21 protein-coding genes and 1 riboswitch are annotated in these 21,049 nt (G+C 72.8%); of the genes, 8 read left to right on the top strand and 13 right to left on the bottom strand.

Annotated features, from left to right (window positions below; genetic code table 11):
- Window positions 1–63 precede the first annotated feature (63 nt).
- Window positions 64–357 carry a hypothetical protein gene (locus tag ACFYPH_RS07255; protein ID WP_387179916.1) on the top strand — a complete coding sequence of 98 codons (294 nt, stop codon included), beginning with the start codon at window positions 64–66 and terminating at the stop codon, window positions 355–357.
- Between the two features lie 142 nt (window positions 358–499).
- On the opposite strand, the gene ACFYPH_RS07250 is transcribed toward ACFYPH_RS07255, so the two are convergent.
- From ACFYPH_RS07250 to ACFYPH_RS07235, 4 genes are all read right to left on the bottom strand, one after another.
- Window positions 500–907 (bottom strand): hypothetical protein, encoded by a 408-nt coding sequence (locus ACFYPH_RS07250; protein ID WP_355067184.1) that lies wholly within the window; start codon window positions 905–907, stop codon window positions 500–502.
- Window positions 908–974: 67 nt separating this feature from the next.
- Window positions 975–1,442, bottom strand: a complete 468-nt coding sequence (locus tag ACFYPH_RS07245; RefSeq protein ID WP_355067183.1) for a nitroreductase family deazaflavin-dependent oxidoreductase — start codon at window positions 1,440–1,442, stop codon at window positions 975–977.
- A gap of 200 nt (window positions 1,443–1,642) precedes the next feature.
- Complete coding sequence (locus ACFYPH_RS07240; protein WP_387179912.1) at window positions 1,643–2,620, bottom strand: SEC-C domain-containing protein; 978 nt, start codon at window positions 2,618–2,620, stop codon at window positions 1,643–1,645.
- Between the two features lie 109 nt (window positions 2,621–2,729).
- Complete coding sequence (locus tag ACFYPH_RS07235) at window positions 2,730–4,196, bottom strand: MFS transporter (protein WP_387179909.1); 1,467 nt, start codon at window positions 4,194–4,196, stop codon at window positions 2,730–2,732.
- Between the two features lie 217 nt (window positions 4,197–4,413).
- Here ACFYPH_RS07235 and ACFYPH_RS07230 point away from each other — a divergent pair, with 217 nt between their 5' ends.
- Window positions 4,414–4,989 (top strand): helix-turn-helix domain-containing protein, encoded by a 576-nt coding sequence (locus tag ACFYPH_RS07230; RefSeq protein WP_354861005.1) that lies wholly within the window; start codon window positions 4,414–4,416, stop codon window positions 4,987–4,989.
- 34 nt (window positions 4,990–5,023) lie between these two features.
- On the opposite strand, the gene ACFYPH_RS07225 is transcribed toward ACFYPH_RS07230, so the two are convergent.
- Entirely contained in the window at window positions 5,024–5,320 is a 297-nt protein-coding gene (locus ACFYPH_RS07225; RefSeq protein ID WP_387179906.1) for a hypothetical protein, read from the bottom strand.
- Between the two features lie 188 nt (window positions 5,321–5,508).
- Here ACFYPH_RS07225 and ACFYPH_RS07220 point away from each other — a divergent pair, with 188 nt between their 5' ends.
- Window positions 5,509–6,324, top strand: coding sequence for an esterase/lipase family protein (locus ACFYPH_RS07220; RefSeq protein ID WP_387179903.1), 816 nt, complete (start codon window positions 5,509–5,511; stop codon window positions 6,322–6,324).
- Window positions 6,325–6,551: 227 nt separating this feature from the next.
- Here the strand turns inward: ACFYPH_RS07220 and ACFYPH_RS07215 are convergent, their stop codons facing one another.
- The 4 genes from ACFYPH_RS07215 to pdhA form a co-directional block, all read right to left on the bottom strand.
- Window positions 6,552–8,231 carry a right-handed parallel beta-helix repeat-containing protein gene (locus ACFYPH_RS07215; protein ID WP_387180529.1) on the bottom strand — a complete coding sequence of 560 codons (1,680 nt, stop codon included), beginning with the start codon at window positions 8,229–8,231 and terminating at the stop codon, window positions 6,552–6,554.
- A gap of 133 nt (window positions 8,232–8,364) precedes the next feature.
- Window positions 8,365–9,765 carry a dihydrolipoamide acetyltransferase family protein gene (locus ACFYPH_RS07210; RefSeq protein WP_355137235.1) on the bottom strand — a complete coding sequence of 467 codons (1,401 nt, stop codon included), beginning with the start codon at window positions 9,763–9,765 and terminating at the stop codon, window positions 8,365–8,367.
- On the bottom strand, window positions 9,762–10,778 hold the full coding sequence (locus ACFYPH_RS07205) for an alpha-ketoacid dehydrogenase subunit beta (protein WP_355067829.1): 1,017 nt from the start codon (window positions 10,776–10,778) through the stop codon (window positions 9,762–9,764). The genes ACFYPH_RS07210 and ACFYPH_RS07205 overlap by 4 nt, the downstream gene beginning before the upstream one ends.
- A complete protein-coding gene (gene pdhA / locus ACFYPH_RS07200) occupies window positions 10,775–11,941 on the bottom strand; it encodes a pyruvate dehydrogenase (acetyl-transferring) E1 component subunit alpha (RefSeq protein WP_387179900.1) in 1,167 nt (388 codons plus the stop codon). The genes ACFYPH_RS07205 and pdhA overlap by 4 nt, the downstream gene beginning before the upstream one ends.
- A gap of 169 nt (window positions 11,942–12,110) precedes the next feature.
- Here pdhA and ACFYPH_RS07195 point away from each other — a divergent pair, with 169 nt between their 5' ends.
- Complete coding sequence (locus tag ACFYPH_RS07195; RefSeq protein ID WP_234587152.1) at window positions 12,111–12,554, top strand: Lrp/AsnC family transcriptional regulator; 444 nt, start codon at window positions 12,111–12,113, stop codon at window positions 12,552–12,554.
- Window positions 12,555–12,569: 15 nt separating this feature from the next.
- On the opposite strand, the gene ACFYPH_RS07190 is transcribed toward ACFYPH_RS07195, so the two are convergent.
- The 4 genes from ACFYPH_RS07190 to ACFYPH_RS07175 are packed head-to-tail and all read right to left on the bottom strand — an operon-like array spanning window position 12,570 to window position 16,800.
- Complete coding sequence (locus ACFYPH_RS07190) at window positions 12,570–13,541, bottom strand: DNA primase small subunit domain-containing protein (protein WP_355067818.1); 972 nt, start codon at window positions 13,539–13,541, stop codon at window positions 12,570–12,572.
- A gap of 37 nt (window positions 13,542–13,578) precedes the next feature.
- On the bottom strand, window positions 13,579–14,883 hold the full coding sequence (locus ACFYPH_RS07185) for an acyltransferase (RefSeq protein ID WP_363941049.1): 1,305 nt from the start codon (window positions 14,881–14,883) through the stop codon (window positions 13,579–13,581).
- Between the two features lie 22 nt (window positions 14,884–14,905).
- Entirely contained in the window at window positions 14,906–15,880 is a 975-nt protein-coding gene (locus tag ACFYPH_RS07180) for an NAD-dependent epimerase/dehydratase family protein (protein WP_387179895.1), read from the bottom strand.
- Window positions 15,881–15,909: 29 nt separating this feature from the next.
- Window positions 15,910–16,800: a glycosyltransferase gene (locus ACFYPH_RS07175; protein ID WP_354862608.1), complete on the bottom strand. Its 891-nt coding sequence runs from the start codon at window positions 16,798–16,800 to the stop codon at window positions 15,910–15,912.
- A 207-nt stretch (window positions 16,801–17,007) separates the two neighbouring features.
- On the opposite strand from ACFYPH_RS07175, the gene ACFYPH_RS07170 reads away from it, so the two are divergent.
- The 4 genes from ACFYPH_RS07170 to ACFYPH_RS07155 all read left to right on the top strand — a co-directional run bounded on the left by ACFYPH_RS07170 (window position 17,008) and on the right by ACFYPH_RS07155 (window position 20,816).
- Window positions 17,008–18,567, top strand: a complete 1,560-nt coding sequence (locus ACFYPH_RS07170) for a glycosyltransferase family 39 protein (RefSeq protein WP_387179892.1) — start codon at window positions 17,008–17,010, stop codon at window positions 18,565–18,567.
- 72 nt (window positions 18,568–18,639) lie between these two features.
- Window positions 18,640–19,371 (top strand): histidine phosphatase family protein, encoded by a 732-nt coding sequence (locus ACFYPH_RS07165; RefSeq protein WP_355067811.1) that lies wholly within the window; start codon window positions 18,640–18,642, stop codon window positions 19,369–19,371.
- Window positions 19,355–20,224, top strand: a complete 870-nt coding sequence (locus tag ACFYPH_RS07160; protein ID WP_355067809.1) for an NAD(P)H-hydrate dehydratase — start codon at window positions 19,355–19,357, stop codon at window positions 20,222–20,224. The genes ACFYPH_RS07165 and ACFYPH_RS07160 overlap by 17 nt, the downstream gene beginning before the upstream one ends.
- 91 nt (window positions 20,225–20,315) lie before the next feature.
- Window positions 20,316–20,816 (top strand): hemerythrin domain-containing protein, encoded by a 501-nt coding sequence (locus ACFYPH_RS07155; protein ID WP_354862600.1) that lies wholly within the window; start codon window positions 20,316–20,318, stop codon window positions 20,814–20,816.
- 136 nt (window positions 20,817–20,952) lie between these two features.
- Window positions 20,953–21,042: riboswitch (ZMP/ZTP riboswitch) on the top strand.
- The last annotated feature ends 7 nt before the right edge of the window (window positions 21,043–21,049 follow it).

The raw sequence follows: 21,049 nt of genomic DNA, 5'->3' as shown, positions 1-21,049 counted from the left end.
TGTGCAGACCGGTGATCTTCCCTATCCTGGCGTGTTCACCGACGGCTAGCGACGTGGAGTGTCGTGGATCCTCGACAGGTACGACGTCTGGCAGAGCAGTCCGCCAACTTCGGGTTCCTCAAGGAGCATCCGCTACTGGTCTGGTACGGCGCGGGCGCTGAGCTGCTCGTCTATGTCGACGCCCAGGCCGCGATGTTCAAGATCCGTGCCTTCGGTGACGAGTTGGCCAAGGACCTCGTTCGCCGCACCGGCGCGAGGCCCTTTTCGAGTCGCACTCCCCGGCCGGCGCGACGGTCACCGGTAAAGTGGCCATCAACGGATGGAGCGCGTGGAAGGTTCGCCGAGCGGACAGGTTGATCCCGCTGTTCGACGTGCGGGCGGATGCGCTATCTCGCGGCCTGCTTGAAGGAACGTCATAGGTGGCGCTTGTCGTCGCGCCGGTCGCGATGATTGTGGAGCCATCCAGGCAGCCGTTTCCTGGCTAGTGCGTCCGACCGGTTCAGCGGGTGATGCGGACCTCGTCTTCGAAGCGCGGGTAGTCGCACGCGTCCTGGCCGCACAGCTCGAAGCCGCCGCTGGCAAGCGCCACGCCCCGGTTGAAGGCGAAGCCGCCGCCTTCCGCGTACACGCGCCCGGTCACTGCCTGCGGTTGGCCGGTGCAGCTGACCGGCGCCCAGCCCGATCCGTACGCCACCCGGTTGCCCGAGCGCTGGCGCAGGATCAGCTCCGCGCCGCCGGATAGGCCAGCGTCGCAGGTCACGGTGAGGGTGAGGTCCACGGCGACGCCTTTCGCGACCAGAGTCGCGGACGTGACCTCGACGGTGCTCGCCGCGCTCGCCGGCGACGGCGTCAACAGGGCGAACAGGGACAGCCCGAGCAGCGCGATGGTGGTGGTGAGGCGGCGCACGGCGGCTCTCCTATCGGAGTAGGTGCTTACCTGCGGTCACCATAGCCCCCTGCGGCGCTGACGTGGATCAATAGATCGTCGAGTCTTCCGGGGACGTCCGCTCGATGACAACGACGGGGATCTCCCGGTCGGTGTCCCTCTGGTAGCGGGCGTACGTCGGGAAGACCTCCGTCATCACCGGCCACAGCCGGGCCCGCTCCTCGGTGGACGCCGTCCGGGCGCGAGCGGCGAACCGTTCCGCGCCGACCTGGACCTCCACAGTCGGGTCGGCGCTCAGGTTCAGGTACCAGGCGGGGTGCGTGGCAGCACCGCCGTTGGACGCCACCACCAGGTGGTCGTCCCCGTCGCGGCCATAGATCAACGCGGTGCGGCGGAGTGTGCCCGAGCGGCGTCCCCGCGTGGTGAGCAGCAGCGCGGGGTAGCCCTGGAAGGTGCCACCGTCGGCGCCGTCGGTCTCCACGTACCGCCGAATGTGCTTGGCCACCCAGCCGACCGGACTGTCCTCGATCGTCTCGTGCTGCTCCTGCGCGCTCACGCCATCGCCTCCGTCGCCGAATCCGCCCGGCTGAAGCGGAGGTGCCGATCGTACGCGGAGTGCCATGCTCTGGACCGGCCATGGCCATCGATGCGGCGGATGCGAGGGGCGTCCGTGCGGACGGGGTGAGCGCGGTATACCTGTGAGTCATCAATATGACTCACAGGTATACGTCTCTCAGGGGAAAGTGCCCCGGCGGGTCAGTCGCGCGAGCGGGGCAGGCAGCACTTCTTGTACTTCGCACCCGATCCGCACCAGCAGGCGTCGTTGCGCCCGGGCGGCCAGGACGTCAGACCCACCTCGTCGAGGCTGTCGGCGTACTCGTCAAGGGTTTCCTCGTCGATGGGGTCGCTGCCGGCGAACGCCGCCAGGCCCTCGACGGTGCCGGCGACCACGCCCAGGTCCGCGCCGCCCAGCCCGGCGGCGTCGGCGAGCGCGCGTTCGATCTGGGTACGGTGCTCGTCCCACGTCTTCGGGTAGCTGTCGACAAGCGCGGGCCAGCGAATCAGCAACGCGTTGAACTCGGCCTCCGGCCAGTACAGCAGCGTCGCGGGGCCGCCGTCGAGCGCGTCGAGGGCGTGGGTGCTCGCGGCGCGCAGCCGGTCGGCGAGGTTGTCGTACTCGTCGTGCGGGAGGCCCATCTCCTCGCGCAGGTGGTGCCGCCGCTGGGCCAGCCCGTAGATCATGGCCGCGGCCTCGTCCTGCGCGTCCTCGGACTCGTGCTGCTGGGTCCGGGTGCGTTCCAGGATCGTGTCGAGCGCCCCGGTCAGCCATTCCAGCGCCAGGTCGGTGTGGCCGGATTCGGCCAGCTCGTCGACCAGGTAGGTCGCGTTGGGGTTGGTCTCCAGCAGCGGACGCAGCTCGGTCAGCTCGGCCATGCCCTCGTCCGAGCGGCCGAGGCGCAGCAGCAGGCCGCCGCGCACCGCTCGAGCGTACGCGTCCTCGTCGGGCTGTTCGGCGATGGCGCGGGTGGCCAGGGCGAGGGCGTCGGCCAGGTCACCGGCCTGCTCCAGGATGTCGGCGGCGACCAGCAGCGCGTACCCGATGTCGTCGGGGTCGGCGAGGCGTCCCTCGTCGACGGCGCTCACCAGCTCGGCGACCAGCGCGGCCGGGTCCGGGCTCTTGACGCCCAGGGCGCCGATCTCTTCGATGCGGTCGGCGGTCAGCAATTCGGACATGGGCGCATCCTGAAGACGACGAACGGTGGATGGGGGAGCGGCCAGCGTACTCCCGAGCAGGCCGGAGCCCGGGCGGCGAACCGCCCGGGCTCCGACTTGCCAGCGAACCTCAGCGGGTCGCGGGCATGGTGGCGAACTCGCCGGCTAGCTCGGACTCGACGATCGTCGCGGCGGACGGCCGGCGACCGGCCGACGCCCGCCGGGCGGACGGGACGGCCAGGGCCGCGAGCGCGGCGGCGAGGGCGATCGCGGTGAGGACGAGAAACCCCGTCGTGAAACCGGCCTCCCGGGGCAGGCCGTTGGCCTGCGGGTGGGCGGTGATCACGCCGCTGACCATGGCCGCGCCGATCGCGCCGCCGATGGTACGGATGTTGGCGTTCATGCCGGTCGCCACGCCGGTCTGGCTGGCGGGCACGCTGCCGACGATCAGGTTGGCCATCGACGCGAAGGCCAGGCCGATGCCGAGGCCGACCAGGCTACCGGCGATGGCGACCTCCCAGCGGGTGTCGTGCGCGGCGGCCAGCATCGCGGAGGCGGCCACGTTGAACGCGGCGCCGGTGGCGAGCTGCGCCTTGGCGCTGAACACGGCTTGGAGCCGGCCGGCGACCAGGCCCGCGACGAACATCGCGACCAGCATCGGCAGCATGAGCAGACCGGACTGGCTGATGCTGGCGCCGAAGCCGTAGCCGGCGGCGGTCGGGGTCTGCACGAACTGGGGAAGGAACGCGTACACGGAGAACATCGACGCGCCGTAGAGCAGGGCGACCAGGTTGGTGGTCCACACGCCCGGCAGGCGCATCATCCGCATGTCGATCAGCGGGTTGGTCGAGCGCACCTCGGCGACGAGCCAGCCGATCAGCAGCACCACGGCGAGCACCAGCAGGCCGAGCACCCGGGTGGAGGTCCAGCCCCAGGCCGCGCCCTGGCTGATCGGCAGGAGCAGCGCGATCAGCCAGCCGGAGAGCAGCAGGGTGGCACGCCAGTCGATCCGACCGGGGGTTCGCACCGGCGACTCGGGCACGAACAGGTGCGCGGCGACGGCGGTCAGCCCGACCACGACCATCGGGATCCAGAACAGCCAGTGGTAGTCCAGCGCGGCCACGATCGGGCCGGCGAGCACGACGCCGAGGCCACCGCCCGCAGCGACGATCGCCGAGATGGAGGCGACGGCGCTTCCGACCCGCGCGGCGGGGAACTCGTCGCGGATGATGCCGAACGACAGCGGGAAGACCGCGCCGCCGATGCCCTGCACGACCCGGGCGACGATGAGGACGCCGATGTTCGGCGCGATGGCGGCCACCAGGCAGCCGAGGGCGAGGGCGGCGAGCGAGACGACAAGCATCCGCTCCTTGCCGACCATGTCACCGACCCGTCCGAGGATCGGCGTGAAGATCGACGCGGAGAGCAGGTAGGCGGTCAGGACCCAGGTCACGGTGTTCTGCGAGGTGTGCAGGTCCTGCTGGATGGTCGGCAGCACCGGGGTGATCAACGACTGGAGCATCGCGAAGAATCCGGCGCCGGCCGCGAGCACGGTGAAGGTGAGCCGACGCGAGCTGCGTCGGGATGTCACTGACACGAGAGAAAACTCCTGATGCGGTACGGAAGGAGGTTTGTCGCCCGTCGTCGGAGGCGGGCAGGTCTGCGGGGTCCGGGCGATCGGGTGGCCAGGCCGGATCGGGCGGGTCCCGAGGTACGCTAAGCGGAGGCTGTCCTCCGGCAGTTCCGGAGGGGTGCCTCCACTAAGCTAGCGGAGGGGTTCCTCCGGATGCAACCAAGGTGAGGTGACGCACGCCATGACCAGCGCGGGGCAGACGCCCGAGGTCTTCGCGCAGCGGCCCAAGCGGGCCGACGCGCGGCGCAACTACGACGCCCTGGTCACCGCGGCGCGCGAGGCGTTCGCCGAGAACGGCGCGGCCGCCTCCCTGGAGGACGTGGCCCGCCGGGCGGGGGTGGGCATCGGCACCCTCTACCGCAACTTCCCGACCCGCCGGCACCTGTTCGAGGCCGTCTACGTCGAGGAGGTCCGTGCGCTGAGCAGCTCCGCCGCCGACCTGGCCGAGCTGCCTCCGTGGGACGCCCTGGTCGCGTGGCTGCACCGCTTCGTCGCGTACGTCGCCACGAAGCGCGCGCTCGCCGAGCAGTTGCTGCACGACTCGGAGATCTTCGCCAGCTGCCGGACGGAGATCTACGCCGCCGGCGAGCCGTTGATGCGCCGCGCCCAGGCCGCCGGCGTGGTGCGCGACGACGTCGGTTTCGACGATGTGGTGCGCCTGATCAGCGGTCTCACGATGGCCCAGTTCCCCGCACCCGAGCAGCGTGACCGGGTGCTCGGCGTGGCCCTGGACGGGTTGCGCGCGACCGTCCGCTGAGGACCCGTCAGCGCGACCGTCCGCTGAGACCGCGTCAGCGCGACCGTGCGCTCAGCGCGCGTCGGCGGTCGACGAGCAGCAGCCCCTCGTCGTCGAGCCGTTCGACCACCGTGCCCGCCGGCCACCGGCCCGCGCTGTCGTTGCCGAGCAGCTCGACGGCCCGGGTGTAGAGCTCGGTCCGGCGGCGTTCGGCCGCGTCGTGTTCGGCCGCGCCGGACTGCCGGTCCTGATGGCGCTGCGGCCTCGGCCACCGACTCGGCGTGCGCCTGCCCCCGGTCCCGGTGTGCCTGGTCGCGGGCGGCGACCCTCGCGCGGGGCGGGGTACGCGCACAGCGGCGGGTGTCCGCTGTGGAGCGGCACCGAATTGCCGGTTTGTGCCGTCGGTGGAACAACGGGTTACCGGCGCGTAACAAGTCATTGACGTTTCTGAATTGTGACGTGCATCATCGTCGCACGGTCGACCGGACACCCCCACCCACCTGCCCGGTTCGCCGGGTGCCTCCCCCCGGAGGTGCAGCCATGCTGCTCCGAAAGACCGTCCTCGTCGTGTCCCTGGCCACCGCCGCGCTGCTGGCGTCCGCCGGCGCCGCGACCGCTGCCACCCCCACCGCCCCGGCTGCTACCGCCCCAGCTTCCACCGCCCCGGCTGCCACCGCCGCCTTCGCTGCCGCTGCCGCAGCCAACCCGGTCATCGTGGTCGGCGGGCTCAGCGGCGTCGCCGTGGCGTACGAGCCCATCGCCGCCCGGCTGCGCGCCGACGGCTACCGCACCTTCATCTACCAGCTGCCCGGGTTGGGCCTCGGTGACATCCCCGCCTCGGCCCGCGCGTTCGCCGGCTACGTGGAGCAGGTGCGCGCCAGCACCGGCGCGGCGACCGTCGACCTCGTCGCCCACTCCGAGGGCGGTCTGGTCAGCCGCTACTACCTCAAGAGCCTGGGCGGCACCGCCAGCGTCGGCCGGTACGTCAGTCTGGGCACACCCCAGTACGGCACCTACGTCGCCAACATCGTGGCGTTTCTCGGCCTCGGCAGCTGCGCCGGCATCGTGGCCTGCCAACAGATGACCATCGGCTCCGCATTTCTCGCCGACCTGAACGCCGGGGACGACACCCCGGGGTCGGTGCGCTACACCACCGTCCGCACACTCCAGGACGAGCTGGTCCGTCCGACCGGCAACGCCGCCGTCAACGACGGGGCGACGAACGTCCTCATCCAGGCGTACTGCCCGCTGCGGGTGGTCGGGCACCTCGGCCTGGTGCTCGACGGGACCGCGTACACCATCGTGCGCGGCGCCCTGACCGACGGCCCGGTGCGACCCAACTGCCTCGCGCTCTGAGAGCCGTGGGGGGGGGGGCCCCCGGGGGCCCCCCCCCCCCCCCCCCCCCCCCCCCCCCCCCCCCCGCCCGGGGGGCCCCCCCCCCCCGCGCGGGCCCCCCCCCCCCCGCCGTGGTGGGTTCCGCCCCCCCGGGGGGGCCCGGCCGGGCGCGTCCCCCCGGCCCGGGGGGGGGGGGCGCCCCCGCCGCCCCCCCCCCCCCCCCCCGCTTCGCGTTCCGGCCCGGCTGGTCAGCCCCAGTCGCTGTCAACGTGGTTGTCGCGCCAGCGTCCGCCCACCGGCGGGGTGTCCAGGCGCATCCCGCCATTGGCGTTGCCGGCGAGGTCGTTGTCCTCGACCCGGCAGTCCACACAGCTGCCCCGCTCGGTGATCCACAGACCGTGGGTCTGGGTGCTGTACTCGTGGTTGTCCCAGACCCGGTTGCCGCGGATGGTGGCCGAGTCGAACGCCGCGTCGATGGTGATGCCGGCCCGCCGCTCGGGTGCCGCGGACAGCTCGTACCCGCAGCCCGGGGGCGGTACGTCCCCACTCCACGCGGTGATGCCGTCGGGCCGGACCGGCGCCAGGACGAGTTCTTCGCCGGTGTTCGCGGCGACCATGGCCACGGCCCGTCCCACCCGCAGGACCTTGCCCCGGTGCCCGTCGTGCGGCCAGGTCGCCGACCGGTCCACCACGGACCGCTGGGCGTAGCGAACGGTCTCGCCACCGCCGCTGGCGGCCTGCGCGTACTGTCGCCCGTTGTTGCGGATCCGGTTGTTCAGCAGCACCGCGTCGGTCATCTGGTGGTCGATCCGGACGGCGTCCAGCCCGTTGCCCCAGAACTCGTTGCTCTCGATCACCACGTCCCGTACCGGGCCCTGGTAGCCCCGCCCGAGGTCCTGCCCGTGGTAGCCGTGCTGACCGTTCCCGCTGATCCGGTTGCCCCGGATGGTGTACGGGCCCGGGCTGTTGCCGACAATGACCCCGTCGCGGATGTTGCCGTCGATGACGCAGTCGGTGAGCAGCCCACCTCGTCCGGCCACCGCCGCGGTGCCCTGGGCGGAGATGTCGAACCCGGCCTCCAGGTTGCCGGTCATCGTGCAGGCGGAGACGATGAGACCGTCGGCACCCCAGTCGGAGATGCCGAACCGGTTGCCCTGGCTGTGACAGCCGATGATGCGGTAGCCGCGGGGCGGGGGCCAGTAGTCCTTCTGCAGCTCCAGGAAGATGCCGTTGGTGCCGTTGGCGAGCGTGGTGCAGTTGGCGATGGTCAACCGCTCCACCGCGCCCCAACCGCCGATGCCCACGCCGATGCCGGCGCCGCCGATCTGCTCGCCGTTGTCCAGTCGCCCGCAGCCGACGACCACCACGCCGTCGATCAGCGAGTCCTGGAGGAAGTCGCAGCCCAGCCCGGTGGCCGCGGTGTGGTGGATGTAGAGGTTGCGGAACACGCCGCGCACGACGTACTGCAGGCCCAGGCCCTTGGCGAGGTAGTTGTACTCGGCCATCGCCACGCCGGAGCCGTCGATCTGGAAGTCGGCGAAGGTGCAGTCGGCGATGTGCCGGTCCCGGTCGGCCCCGTGCTGCACGGTGGTCCAGAAGGCCAGCGGGGTCGGGTCGGCCCGGTTGCCCTCGTTGCTGAGCATGAACCGGGTCGCCGCCGGGCCGGCGCCGACCAGCGAGACCCCACTGCGCCACACCGTGCCGGAATCGCGGATCGAGTAGATGCCCGGCGGGCAGTAGATGACGCGGGCCCGCCCGTCCGAGGCGTACCCGGCGCCGAGGCGGTCCACGAGGGCGGCCAACGCCGGCTGGTCGTTGGTCGCGCCGTCGCCGGTCAGCCCGTACTCCAGCGCGTCGCAGTAGAGCGGTGCGCCGGCCGCGGCGGGCCGCCGCACCCGTACCGAATTCAGTAGCAGCTCGTTCGCCACGACCACGGGTCGGCTCCCTTCGACGCCTCCGGTGCGTACCGGCGGGGCCGACTTCCCGATGACGCGACCGCGAAACCACTGACGCACGCCGGCCCCGGCGCCGCGCGGGCGGTGCCAGGGCCGGGGGTACGCGTCAGACGGCGGCGATCAGCAGCGCCGGGCGCTCCACGCAGTCGGCGACGTGCCGCAGGAAGCCACCGGCCACCCCACCGTCGCAGACCCGGTGGTCGAACGTGAGGCTCAGCTGGGTCACCTTGCGCACGGCCAACTGCCCGTCGACCACCCACGGCTTGTCCACGATCCGGCCCACGCCGAGCAGGGCCGCCTCGGGGTGGTTGATGATCGGGGTGGAGCCGTCCACGCCGAACACCCCGTAGTTGTTCAGCGTGAAGGTGCCGCCGGTGAGCCGGGCCGGCGCGAGCGTCCCGGCCCGCGCCGCGGCGGTGGTCGCCGCCAGCTCGGCGGCCAGCTCGGCCGTGGTGAGTCGCTGGGCGTCGCGCAGCACCGGCACCAGCAGGCCCCGGTCGGTCTGCGCGGCGATGCCCAGGTGCACCCCGGCGGACTGGACGATCCGCTGACCCTCGGTGTCGACCCGGGAGTTGAGCTGCGGGAACCGGCGCAGACCGCTGAGGCAGATCCGGGCCAGCAGGGCCAGGATGCTCACCGGCGCGTCGGGCGTCGCCGCGTTGATCGCCGCGCGGGTCTCCAGCAGCCCGGTGGCGTCGACGTCGACCCAGATGGTCACCTCGGGGATCTCCCGCCGGCTGCGGGAGAGCTTGTCGGCGATCACCTTACGCACGCCGGTGAGCGGGACGATCAGGTCGCCGTCGCCCTCCGGGGTCGGCGCGACGTGCGGGTCCGGCACGGCGGCGAGCCGGGCGACGGGGACGGCCAGCGCCGCCTCGACGTCGGCGCGGCGGATCACCCCGCCGGGCCCGCTGCCACGGACCGTACCCAGGTCGACGCCGCGCTCCCGGGCCAGCCGACGGACGATCGGCGAGATGACCAGGGCGCTCGCCGACCGCACCTCGGCGGAGGCGCTGCCACCGACCGGGGCCGCTTCGTCCGCCGCCGGGCCGGCGCCGGCTGCCGGGACCGCGTCGGGCCGGACAGCGCCGGCCGGGGCGGCGTCGGCCGGTTCGGGCGCCAGCGCAAGTCGGGGTCGACGCCGACGGCGGGTCGCGCCGCCGTGCCCGGTGCCGTACCCGATCAGCACGTTGCCGGAGCCGGCACGCTCCTCCTCGCGGTAGGTGGCGTGCCCGGCGGGCTCGTCGCCGCCGTCCAGCGGCGCGATGGTGATCAGGGGCTGGCCGACCGGGCGGACCTCACCCGCCGCGCCGTGCAGGGTCACGACCCGTCCGGCGTACGGGCAGGGCACGTCCACGACCGCCTTGGCGGTCTCCACCTCGACCACGCTCTGGTCCACCGTGACGATGTCGCCCACGGCGACCCGCCACTCGACGATCTCGGCCTCGCTCAGCCCCTCGCCCAGGTCGGGCAGGAGGAAGACCTGCGTCCGCTCGACGGTGGTCATGCCGCGCTGCCCTGCGCCGCCCAGCGCGGGTCCGGCTGGTCGTCCCACTGCAACCGGGCCACCGCGTCGAGCACCCGGTCCACGCCGGGCAGGTGGGTGTGCTCCAGCATCGGCGCCGGGTACGGGATGTCCAGCCCGGCCACCCGCAGCACCGGAGCGTGCAGCGCGTGGAAGCAGCGCTCCTGCACCCGGGCGGCGATCTCTGCGCCGACACCCGCGAACCCGGGCGCCTCCTGGATCACCACGCACCGGCCGGTGCGCCGGACCGACGCGGTGATGGTGGCGTCGTCGAACGGCACGATGGTCCGCACGTCGACCACCTCCAGGTCCCAGCCCTCCTCGCGGGCGGCCTCGGCGGCCTCCAGCGCGACCGGCACCGCCGGCCCGTACGCCACCAGGGTGGCGTCGCGGCCGGGCCGGCGCACGACGGCCCGGCCGAACGGCTCGGTACGCGCCGGCAGCTCGGCGTCGGCGCTGCCGAAGTAGAGCTTCTTGGGCTCCATGAAGACCACCGGGTCGGGATCATCGATCGCCTCACGCAGCAGCGAGTACGCGTCCTCGACGGTCGCCGGGGTGACGACCTTCAGGCCGGGGGTGTGCGCGTAGTACGCCTCGGACGAGTCGCAGTGGTGCTCCACCCCGCCGATGCCGCCGGCGTACGGCACCCGGATGACGATCGGCACGCTGAGCTTGCCCCGGGTGCGGTTGCGCAGCTTCGCCACGTGCGAGGCGATCTGCTCGAACGCCGGGTACGCGAACGCGTCGAACTGCATCTCGACCACCGGCCGCAGCCCGGACATGGCCAGGCCGACGGCGAAGCCGACGATGCCGGCCTCCGCGAGCGGGGTGTCGAAGCAGCGCTTCTCGCCGAAGCGGGCCTGCAGCCCGTCGGTGATCCGGAAGACGCCGCCGAGCTGGCCGACGTCCTCGCCGAATACGACGACTCGCTCGTCGGCCGCGAGGGCGTCGGCGAGCGCGGTGTTGAGCGCCTTCGCCATGGTGGTGGCCATCAGTCGTCACTTTCCTCGTCGCGCGCGGCGGCCAGCTCGGCGCGGACCTGCTCGCGCTGCTCGACGAGCTGCGGGGTGGGCTCGGCGTAGACGTGGTCGAAGAGGCTCAGCGGGTCGACAGTGGGCTGGGTGTTCATCCGGGTACGCAGGTCCGCCGCGTACGCCTCGGCCTGCTCGGCGACCTCGGCGACCGCCGCGTCGTCGAGCACGCCACGGGCGCGCAGGTACGTCTCCAGGCGGGCGAGCGGGTCGCGGTCGCGCCAGGCGTCGACCTCGGCGCCGTCGCGGTAGCGGCTGGCGTCGTCGGCGTTGGTGTGCGGCTCCATCCGGTAGGTGTGCGCCTCCACCAGGAACGGCCCGTTGCCGGCGCGGGCGTGCGCGACCGCGCGGGTCAGAACGGCGAGCACCGCGACCGGGTCGTTGCCGTCGACCTGCTCGCTGGGCACCCCGTAGCCGACGCCCTTGTACGCCAGCGACGGCGCGGCGGTCTGCCGCGACAACGGGACGCTGATGGCATACCGGTTGTTCTGGACGAAGTAGACGACCGGCGCTTTGAACACGGCGGCGAAGTTGATGCCCTCGTGGAAGTCGCCCTCGCTGGTCGCGCCGTCGCCGATGAAGGCCAGCGCCACGGTGTCGCGCCCCTGGTACGCCTCGCCGTACGCGAGACCGGCGGCGTGCACGCACTGGGTGGCGAGCGGGGTGCACTGCGGCGCGGTGCGTACCTCGGTGGGGTCGTAGCCGCAGTGCCAGTCGCCGCGCAGCAGGGTGAGCACCTCGACCGGGTCGATGCCCCGGGCAACCAGCGCCATCGATTCACGGTAGGTGGGGAACACCCAGTCGGTGTCGCGGACGGCGAGCACGGCGGCGACCTGGCACGCCTCCTGGCCCCGCGACGACGGGTAGACGGCGAGGCGGCCCTGCTTGGTCAGCGCGGTCGCCTGGGTGTCGAACCGGCGGCCGAGCACCATCCGGCGGTACAGCTCGCGCAGCGCCTCGACGGGCGGCTCCGGGTAGTCGGTACGGGCCGGCAGCGGCGTACCGGTCGGATCGAGCAGGCGGACCGGTTCGGCGTCCGGCAGCAGCGGGCGCGCCGGGTCGGGCGGGGTGACCGTCCGACGGGCGCGCGGGGATGCCCTGCGGACCGCCTGGGGTGTGGTCGTCACGGCGGGACCTCCTGGGACGTGTGGTGAGCCTATGCTTCCGCCTGACGGATGATTGACTCAAGATCCACGCAGAAGGCGGGACGTCTGGCATGTGGGAGGCGCGTCGGTGAGCCAGGAGAACGGAGACGGAGCGAGCCGGGGAACCGGATCGGGACGATCGGCCCGAGCCATGGACGAGGTCGACCGGCGGATCCTGGACGAGCTGGTCCGCGACGGGCGCACGTCGGTGCGCACCCTGGCCGAGCGGATCCACATCTCGCGCACCAACGCGTACGCCCGGGTGGAACGCCTGCTGCGCGAAGGCGTGATCACGGGCTTCCGGGCGCAGGTGGCGCCCGAGGCCGCGGGGTTGGGCACGTCGGCGTACATGGCGTTGACGATCGAGCAGAACACCTGGCGGGAGGTGTCGGCCGAGCTGGCCCAGGTGCGCTACGTCGAGCACGTCGCGCTGCTCAGCGGCGAGCACGACGTGCTGGCCCTCGTTCGGGCGCCGGACAACGCCGCCCTGCGCGACGTGGTGCTCGACCGGGTGCAGCGCATCGCCGGGGTGCTGTCGACGCGGTCGTGGCTGGTCTTCGAGGAGTTCGACGGCACGCAGAGCCCGTGGCAGTAGCGCGAGCCTCGCCGGTCACCGCTCCGGCGGGGCCTCCAGACCCTCGGAGTCGGCCAGCTCCAGCAGGGGCTCCAGCGAGTGCCGATCCCCGTCCAGGCCGGCGTGCGGATCGCCGCGCTCGGCGAACCGGGCCGGCACGGTGAGCACGTCGAAGTCCTCCGGACGGGCGTCGTCCAGCTCCGCCCAGTCCAACGGCGCCGACACGAGCGCCCGAGGCGTCGGCCGGATCGAGTACGCCGACGCCATCGTGTGGTCCCGCGACATCTGGTTGTAGTCGACGAAGACCGGCCGGTCCCGCTGCTCCCGCCACCAGGTGGTGGTGACCAGCTCCGGCAGCCGGCGCTGCATCTCCCGGCCCAGCGCGAGCACCGCCCGGCGGCACTCGCCGAAACTCCACCTCGGCTCGATCGACAGGTAGACGTGCAGGCCCCGCCCGCCGGTGGTCTTCGGATAGCCGGTCATGCCCAGCTCGGCGAGGAACGCCCGCACCTCCCGGGCCACCGGCACCACCTGCTCGAAGCCCACGCCGGGCATCGGGTCCAGGTCGATGCGCAGCTGATCGGGGCGCTCCACGTCGGCGGCGGACACCGGCCACGGGTGGAAGCGCAGGGTGCCCAGGTTGGCGGCCCAGATCACCACGGCCAGCTCGCTCGGCGCGACCTCGTCGGCGGTCCGGCCGCTGGGGAAGGTGATGTGCGCCGTGCGCACCCACGCGGGCGCGCCCGCCGGCAGCCGCTTCTGGTAGAACGCGTCACCGCGGTTGGTCTGCCGGGTGGCGATCGTCGCGCCCTCGAAGACGCCGCGCGGCCAGCGTTCCAGCATGGTCGGCCGGTCGCGCAGCGCCCGCAGGATGCCGTCGCCGACCGCCAGGAAGTAGCGGACCACGTCCAGCTTGGTCAGTCCGCGTTCCGGGAAGTACGGCTTGTCGGGGCTGGAGACGCGGACCAGCCGCTCCCCCACCTGGATCTCCTCCGCCGCCGTGGCCACGCCCCCGAGGGTACGACGTGGAGGCGGGCCCGGTGGGCTACCGGCCGGGGACCAGCGTGGCGGGCTGCTGCGGCAGTTCCTCCGTCGGGCCGCCGACCGACACCGGCTGCGTCCCGGGTGGCTCCTCGGCCACCGCGGTCTGCTGCTCAACCGGCACCGTCCGCGTCGTGCGGCGGGCCACGAAGCCCGGCGTCCAGTCCTTCAACCGCAGAGCCGGCCGCTCGACGAGCTTCCACGACACGAACGCGGCGGCGAAGGCGACCGCGACCGACATCGCCGCGAACGGCACGTACCCCCAGCGGCTCCAGCCCAGGCTCGCCATCACCTGCTGGAAGACGAACCCGTAGATGTAGATACCGTACGAGTAGTCGTTCTTGCGGCCCACCCAGTGCAGCTGGCGCGGCATCCGCACCGACAGCCACACCAGCAGGTACGCGAACGCCGGCAGCCCGATGACGAAGAAGCCGCCGAAGAGCAGGGACAGCCCCAGCGCCACGGCCGAGCCGATGCCCAGCGCGTCGTTGATCGGCACCCGCTCCCGGTAGAGATCCAGCGTCGCGCCGAACGCGAACAGGAAGCCCAGGTAGACGATGTAGTGGAAGCTCATCACGCCCACCAGGGGCGAGTCGAACGACCAGCTCGCCGTGGACGCCGGCCCGCTGAACTGCCCGGAGCTCACCCAGTCCTGCAGGATGCTCAGGTAGAGCGCGACGGTCAGGAACAGCACGAACCGGCGGGCGTTGCGCAGCACCGCGGTGATCGCCAGGACGCCCACCACGACGTAGCAGAACATCTCGTACTTGAGCGACCACAGGGCGCCGTTGAAGACGCTGGAGCCGCTCTTCTCACCCCACGGGGTGGTCGGCTTGAGCAGGTCCTGAATGCCGTACTGACGGACACCGGTCCACCAGTTGGCCTGCAGGTAGGCCAACGGGCCGCCGCGGTCCCAGGGGTTGTCGAAGAGGCCGGCGGTGGTGCCGTGCTCGCGCAGCGCCACCAGTGGGGCCACCACCAGCGCGGTGATCAGCAGGCAGACCCAGAGCCCGGGGAAGATGCGCAGGGCCCGGTGCCAGGCGTAGCGGATGATGCCGGTACGCCTGGCGCTGCGGGTGATGAGCAGGCCGGAGAGCACGAAGAAGCCGTACACGGCCATGGTGCCGACGTTGGTCTGCCGACCGGTGATGTGGTAGCCGAGGTCGTTGGCCCCGAAGCCGAGCGGCTTGGAGTGCGACAACACGACGCCCACGGCGAGGCAGAGCCGGATCAGCCCGATGCCGTTGCTGCGGCCGGAGAGCAGATCGGCGAGCGTGCCACGGGAGCGGACGAGGGCGGGGGTAGTCATGCGGTCAGGAACCTCTCGACCATCAGGCGGGCACCTCGGCGCCGGCGTGCTCCCACAACTGCTTCATCTCGGTGTGCAGATCTTCGCTCGGCGACCAGCCGAGCACCTCGGCGGCCAGCCCGACGTCCAGCCGCTGCCAGTTCGTCTCGGCCGGGCCGGTGCGTTCCGCCTCGACCAGGTCGGTCGGCACCTCACTCACGTCGATGAGGAGCTGGACCATATCACGCGCGCTGGCGGCCACCCCCCGACCGATGTTGATCACGTGGCCGGCCGCCCCGGGGCGGGTCGCGGCCAGCAGCACGGCGGCGACGACGTCGCTGAGGCCGACGAAGTCACGCCGCGAACCCAGCGGAGCCAGCTCCAGCCGGGCCCGCTCACCGGCGCGCTGGGCGTCGCGCAGCCGACCCACGACCACCCCGAGCAGGCTGTGCCCGGGCTGGCCGGCGCCGATGACGTTGCCGACCCGCAGCGTGACGCCCTCGATCAGGCCCTGCCGGTCGGCCTCGGCGACCGCCGTGGTGCAACGCAGCTTGAACTCGCCGTACGGCATCACCGGCGCGGGCGGCAGCCCCTCGGGCATCGAGGTGTCGACCGGGACCAGCCCGTACTCGTGCACGCTGCCCAGCTGGATCACCCGGACCCGCCCGGGCAACCGGCCGGCGGCCTCGATCAGCCGCTCGACCAGCGTGACGTTGACCGCGAGCATCTGCGCGTCGGTGAGCCCCCACATGCCGCCCGCGGCGTTGATCACCACGTCCGGATCGAGCTCGCGCAGCACCGCGGTGATCTCGTCGACGTCGGCGGCGGCCAGGTCCAGCGCGCGGACCTCGACACCCGGCCCGACGTCGCGCGCGGTGCGGGCCACGGCGACCACGGTGTGCCCCTGGTCGGCCAGCGCCCGGCAGATGGGGCGGCCGAGGAAGCCGGTGCCACCGAGCACGGCCACCCTCCGCCGCTGTCCGGCGGCCTCCGCCGAGTGCCGTGGTTCGACGATCATGGCGCTGGCGTCTCCCTGGCTGCGGTCGGTCATCGGCCCGGCCCGAACGCGTGCCGCGACAGGCTCTTGACGCCGGTCATCCGGCCGGCGAGGACAGCCGTCGGCAGCAGCGTGATGGCGTGCAGCCGGGACGACATGTAGCGGCGGGCGGCCCGCGCCGCCCGGGGCCAGCCCTGCTCGTCCATCCGCCGGGCGACGTCGACGAAGAACGCCCGCGCCTCGGTGAACCGGGTGCCGGTGACCGCGTCGGCGGCGGACTTGCTGACCGCGTGCCGCCGGTACTGGAAGCACAGGGTGGTGTCGACGGCCATCTGCTCGCCGCGCTGGATCAAGTCGATCACCAGGGCCAGGTCCTGGATGACCTGGAACTCGTCGCGGAAGTCCACGGCCTTGAGCGCGTCGGTCCGCCAGCAGATCGACGGGAAGTAGAACCAGCAGCCGCGCAGCAGACTGGCCGCCAGATCCTCGCCGCCCATCAGCTCCCGGGACTCGACCCGCGGGGCGTAGAGCCGCCGCTTGGCCTCGTCGACCATGGTGTTGACCACCGCGCCGGTGGCGTCGATGATCTCGACCCCCGGCTGGACCATGCCGACGCCCGGGTACTGCTCGATCACCGACCGCACGGTGGCGACGTAGTTGGGGTGCATGATGTCGTCCGTGCCCATCATCACCAGGTACTCGTGCTCGGCGAGGCCGACGCACTTGCGGTAGTTGCCGGTGACCCCGAGGTTGCGCTCGTTGCGCTGGTAGCGGACCCGCTCGTCGGTGATCTGAGCGAACCACTCCGGTACGCCCGGCTCGGTGCCGTCGTCGACCACGGTCAGGCGCCAACCCGGGTCACTCTGCGCCATCACGCTGCGGACGGCCGCCTGCATGAGGGGCACGCTCCCGTAGTACGGCAGCATGATGTCGACAATCATCGGTTCCGCGGGCCTTACTGTGCGTGGTGGAAGTGCTCGACGGGCGCGGCCACATTATCAGGCATCCCGTCCGGATCCAGTACCGGCGAGCCGGCCTGACGGCCGTCGCGAGGCCACCGCCGGTGACCGCGCGACGGGGCCGACGGCGACCGCGGCGGGGGCTATCATCGTCGCGCCCGCACCGCACGCCCCCCCGATCGGACGCCGATGCCAGACCGCGCCGTCACCACGGACGCGCCTCCCGCGCAGACCGACGCGGGGCCGACCCCGCCAGCCACCGAGCCGGCCCGACGGCGACTCCCCCTCGTCCGCCGACTCGCGCTCAGCGTCTGGTTCTGGCCCACGGCCTTCGCCGCGCTCGCGGTCGGCTGGCGTCTCGGCAGCCCGGAGATGTGGCACGACGAGCTGGTGACCGTCGACGTGGCGACCCGCTCCACCGGGCAGATTCTGGGCATGCTGGCGAACGTCGATGCCGTGCACGGGGCGTACTACCTCTTCATGCACGGCTGGACGACCCTGTTCGGCACCGGCCCGGCCGTCGTGCGGCTCCCGTCGGCCCTGGCCATGGTCCTGGCCACCGCGTGCGTGGCGCTGGTCGGGCGACGGGTGTTCGGCCAGACGGCAGGGATCGCCGCCGGGTTCGTCTTCGCCCTCGTGCCCACGGTCACCCGCTTCGGGCAGGAGACCCGGTCGTACGCCTTCGTCGTCCTCGCCGCGGCCGCGGCAACCCTGTTCCTGCTGCGTGCGTTGCAGCGGCCGGGGTGGCTGCGCTGGATCGCGTACGTGCTCGCCGTGGCCGCCATCGGCCTGGTGAACGTGGTGGCGCTCACGCTGCTGCTCGGGCACGGCGTGGCCGTGTTGATCCACTGCTGGCGGGAGCGCCGGTGGTGGTCGCTGGCCTGGTTCGTGCTCGCCGCCGCCGCCGGGGTGGGGATCGCCGCGCCGGTGATCCTGCGCGGTATGAAGCAGGCGGGGCGGCAGATCAGCTGGATCCCGGACAGCGCGCCCTGGACGGTCTGGGAGCAGGCCTTCGGCTCGGTGCTGCTCGCCGCCGCGATCACCGCGCTGGCCGTGGTGGGCGTGCTGACCCACCTGCGCCGCGACGCCGCCGCGCGGACCGCCGTGGCGGCGGTGATCGCCGCCCTGCCGCTGCCGGTGATCCTGCTGGCCTCCACCGGCGACATCAACTACTTCTTCTCCAAGTACCTGCTGTTCCTCGTGCCGGCCTGGGCGGTGCTCGCCGGCGCGGGCGTCGCCGCGGTGCGCCGCGCCCCGCTGGTCGCGGTGGGGCTGGTGGTGCTCGCCGCCCTGAGCGTGCCCGGTCAGCTCGCGCTGCGCGGCAAGTACTCGCACGGCTGGTACACGTATCCGCAGGAGCGGGCGTTCAAGCCGCTGTCGTACTCGGAGGCGGCGCGGGTCATCGAGGCCGGCTACCAGCCCGGTGACGGCCTCGTGGCGGGCGGCCCCTGGTGGTGGATGCACGAGCCGGGGGTGCGCTACTACCTCCCGGCGGACGTGTCGCCGCGCAACGTCTTCCAACAACAGTCGGCGGCCCAGCGCAACGAGCTGTTCGGCGCGGACTGCGCCGACCCGGCCCGCTGCCTGCGCGACGAGCCCCGGCTGTGGGTGCTGCTGCCGACGGTCACCGACGCGCCGCTGACCGGCCTGCCGAAGAAGCAGTCCGCCGTGCTCGCCCAGCGCTACGACGTGGTCCGCGTCACGCACGTGACCGGGCTGACCGTGGCCCTGCTGCAACGGCGCGGCTGAGCCGACGCACCGGCCGCCCGGTGGCGACCCGGGCGCGGTTACCGCGCGCGGCGCCCGGGTAGGGGGGTCGGCATGGCGGAACTGTCGACGCTCTGGATCATCCGGCACGGGGAGAGCACCGCGAACGTGGCGGCCACCCGGGCCGAGGAGAACGGCGCGGACGTGATCGGGCTCAGCCACCGCGACGCCGACGTGCCGCTCTCCCCCACCGGCGAGGAGCAGGCGCGGGCGACCGGCCGCTGGCTCGCCGGGCTGCCCGAGGATCGGCGCCCCAACGTGGCGGTGGTCTCGCCGTACCTGCGGGCGGTGTCCACAGCCGAGCTGGCGCTGCACGGCACCGGGGTGCCGGTGAGCCGGGACGAGCGGCTGCGCGACCGGGAGCTGGGCATCCTCGACGGCCTGACCGGGCACGGGGTACGCCGCCGGTTTCCCGACGAGGCCGAGCGCCGCGCCCGGCTGGGCAAGTTCTACTACCGGCCGCCCGGCGGTGAGGCCTGGACCGACGTGGCGCTGCGGCTGCGGACGCTCCTCGGCGACCTGCGCCGCGACCACGAGGGCCAGCGGGTGCTGCTCTTCGGCCACGACGCGCTGGTCTTCCTCCTGCGGTACCTGGTGGAAGGGCTGACCGAGCCGGAGCTGATGGCGTTGACCCGCGAACACGTCATCGCCAACTGCTCGATCACCGACTGGTCCGCCGACGACCAGGGCAGGCTGACGCTGGGCGGTTTCAACGAGGTCGGCCACCTGCACCGGCAGGGCGCCGAGTCGACGAGGGAGGACGAGATCCATGCCGAACCGGTCTGAGGTGCAGGTGATCACGCCGGGGCTGCTGCGCGACTGGGCGCTGCCGGTGCCGGCCGGCGGCAAGGAGAGCCGGGGCACCGTCCTGGTGATCGGCGGCTCCCGCTTCACGCCCGGGGCGGTCCTGCTCGCCGGGGTGGCCGCGCTGCGCGCCGGCGCCGGGGTGCTCCAGCTCGCCGCCGCCGAGTCCACCGCGGCCACGCTGAGCATCCAGGTGCCCGAGGCGCTGGTGGTCGGGCTGCCGGAGACGTCCGACGGCGCGGTCGCCGCCGACCGGGCCGGCCAGCTCGGTGAACTGGTCGGCGTGGCCGACGTGGTGGCCCTCGGCCCGGGGTTGAAGGGCATCGACGAGACCGCCGAGCTGCTGAGTCTCGTCCTGGAGGCGGCGGGGCCGCGCACCCCGCTGGTCCTCGACGCGTACGCCCTGGGCGCGCTCAGCCACGAGCCGAAGCTGCTGGTCGGCGCGGGCCGCCCGGTGGTGCTCACCCCCAACGTGACCGAGGCCGGGCACCTGCTCGGCCGGGAGCCGGGCGACGACCTGGACGCTGAGGCCGCCGAGCTGGCGCAACGCTACGAGGCAGTCGTCTCGCTCTACGGCCACGTGGCCGCCCCGGACGGGCGCGGGTGGCGGGAGGAGAGCGGCGACGCGGGCCTCGGCACGTCCGGCAGCGGAGACGTGCTCGCCGGCCTGCTCGCCGGGCTGCTCTCCCGGGGCGCCGACCCGGCGCAGGCCGCCTGCTGGGGAGCGTTCGCGCACGCCGTGAGCGGCCAACGGCTGATCCCCCGGTACGGCCGGATCGGCTTCCTGGCGCGGGAACTGCTCGACGAGATCCCGCGCACCCTGGCCACCGTTTGAACAGGCGAGATCGGCCACATTCGCCCGTTTCGCCGCTCGGCCTCGGGGTACCGGATCGACACCCAGCCGAGCTACGAAAGGGGGCACGCCGGTGTCAACCGATGCCATCGTCCTGCTCAAAGAGGACCACAAGGAGATGCGTCGCCTGTTCAAGGCCTTCCAGGACGCCGAGGAGGGGCCGGCGAGCCAGCGGCAGAAGCTGGTGAACCAGATCCTCGAGGCCCTGACGGTGCACACCTACCTGGAGAACGAGGTGATGTACCCGGAGGTCCGCCGGCTCCTGCCCGACCTGGAGGACGACATCCTCGAGTCGTACGAGGAGCACCACGTGGCCGACGTGCTCTGCGCCGAACTGGCCAGCATGGACGCCGGCGACGAGCGCTTCACCGCCAAGACCACGGTGCTGATCGAGAACGTCACGCACCACGTCGAGGAGGAAGAGGAGGAGTGGTTCCCCAAGGTCCGCGAGGCGCTCGGCCGTAAGCAACTCCAGGAGATCGGCGAGAAGATGATCGCGTTGCGCGCGGACGCGCCGCGTACCCCCACCCAGCCGAAGGCGATCAAGAAGGCGCTCGACGCGGTGACCGCCTGAGCCAACCACCGTTCGACGAGGGGCCCGGCCTGGCCGGGCCCCGCGTCGCGCCGGCCGGCAGCAGCGCCGTCCAACCACCTCGGCGCGCTCACGTCGGGAGGTCGGCCGGGTCGCCCGGGGCCGGCCCGGTAGGATCGGCGCGGGCCGTTACTGGCGCGTGGGGATGGAGAACCATCGGGGAGCGGCCCCGTCATGAGGACGTCTGCCGAGCGCCTGGGCCTTCCCGCACGTCT

The organism is Micromonospora sp. NPDC005252 (genome assembly GCF_042872475.1).
Classification (GTDB): domain Bacteria; phylum Actinomycetota; class Actinomycetes; order Mycobacteriales; family Micromonosporaceae; genus Micromonospora.
The sequence above is the reverse complement of the archived record's forward strand: the minus strand, read 5'-3'. Positions and strand labels throughout refer to the sequence as shown.

What these genes read in the sequence shown, in the direction of transcription:
- ACFYPH_RS07180 (WP_387179895.1), bottom strand. Translation starts at nt 15,880, where the DNA reads ATGATCGTCGAACCACGGCACTCGGCGGAGGCCGCCGGACAGCGGCGG.
- ACFYPH_RS07220 (WP_387179903.1), top strand. Translation starts at nt 5,509, where the DNA reads ATGCTGCTCCGAAAGACCGTCCTCGTCGTGTCCCTGGCCACCGCCGCG.
- ACFYPH_RS07175 (WP_354862608.1), bottom strand. Translation starts at nt 16,800, where the DNA reads ATGATTGTCGACATCATGCTGCCGTACTACGGGAGCGTGCCCCTCATG.
- ACFYPH_RS07210 (WP_355137235.1), bottom strand. Translation starts at nt 9,765, where the DNA reads ATGACCACCGTCGAGCGGACGCAGGTCTTCCTCCTGCCCGACCTGGGC.
- ACFYPH_RS07195 (WP_234587152.1), top strand. Translation starts at nt 12,111, where the DNA reads ATGGACGAGGTCGACCGGCGGATCCTGGACGAGCTGGTCCGCGACGGG.
- ACFYPH_RS07160 (WP_355067809.1), top strand. Translation starts at nt 19,355, where the DNA reads ATGCCGAACCGGTCTGAGGTGCAGGTGATCACGCCGGGGCTGCTGCGC.
- ACFYPH_RS07165 (WP_355067811.1), top strand. Translation starts at nt 18,640, where the DNA reads ATGGCGGAACTGTCGACGCTCTGGATCATCCGGCACGGGGAGAGCACC.
- ACFYPH_RS07230 (WP_354861005.1), top strand. Translation starts at nt 4,414, where the DNA reads ATGACCAGCGCGGGGCAGACGCCCGAGGTCTTCGCGCAGCGGCCCAAG.
- ACFYPH_RS07170 (WP_387179892.1), top strand. Translation starts at nt 17,008, where the DNA reads ATGCCAGACCGCGCCGTCACCACGGACGCGCCTCCCGCGCAGACCGAC.
- ACFYPH_RS07185 (WP_363941049.1), bottom strand. Translation starts at nt 14,883, where the DNA reads ATGACTACCCCCGCCCTCGTCCGCTCCCGTGGCACGCTCGCCGATCTG.
- ACFYPH_RS07240 (WP_387179912.1), bottom strand. Translation starts at nt 2,620, where the DNA reads ATGTCCGAATTGCTGACCGCCGACCGCATCGAAGAGATCGGCGCCCTG.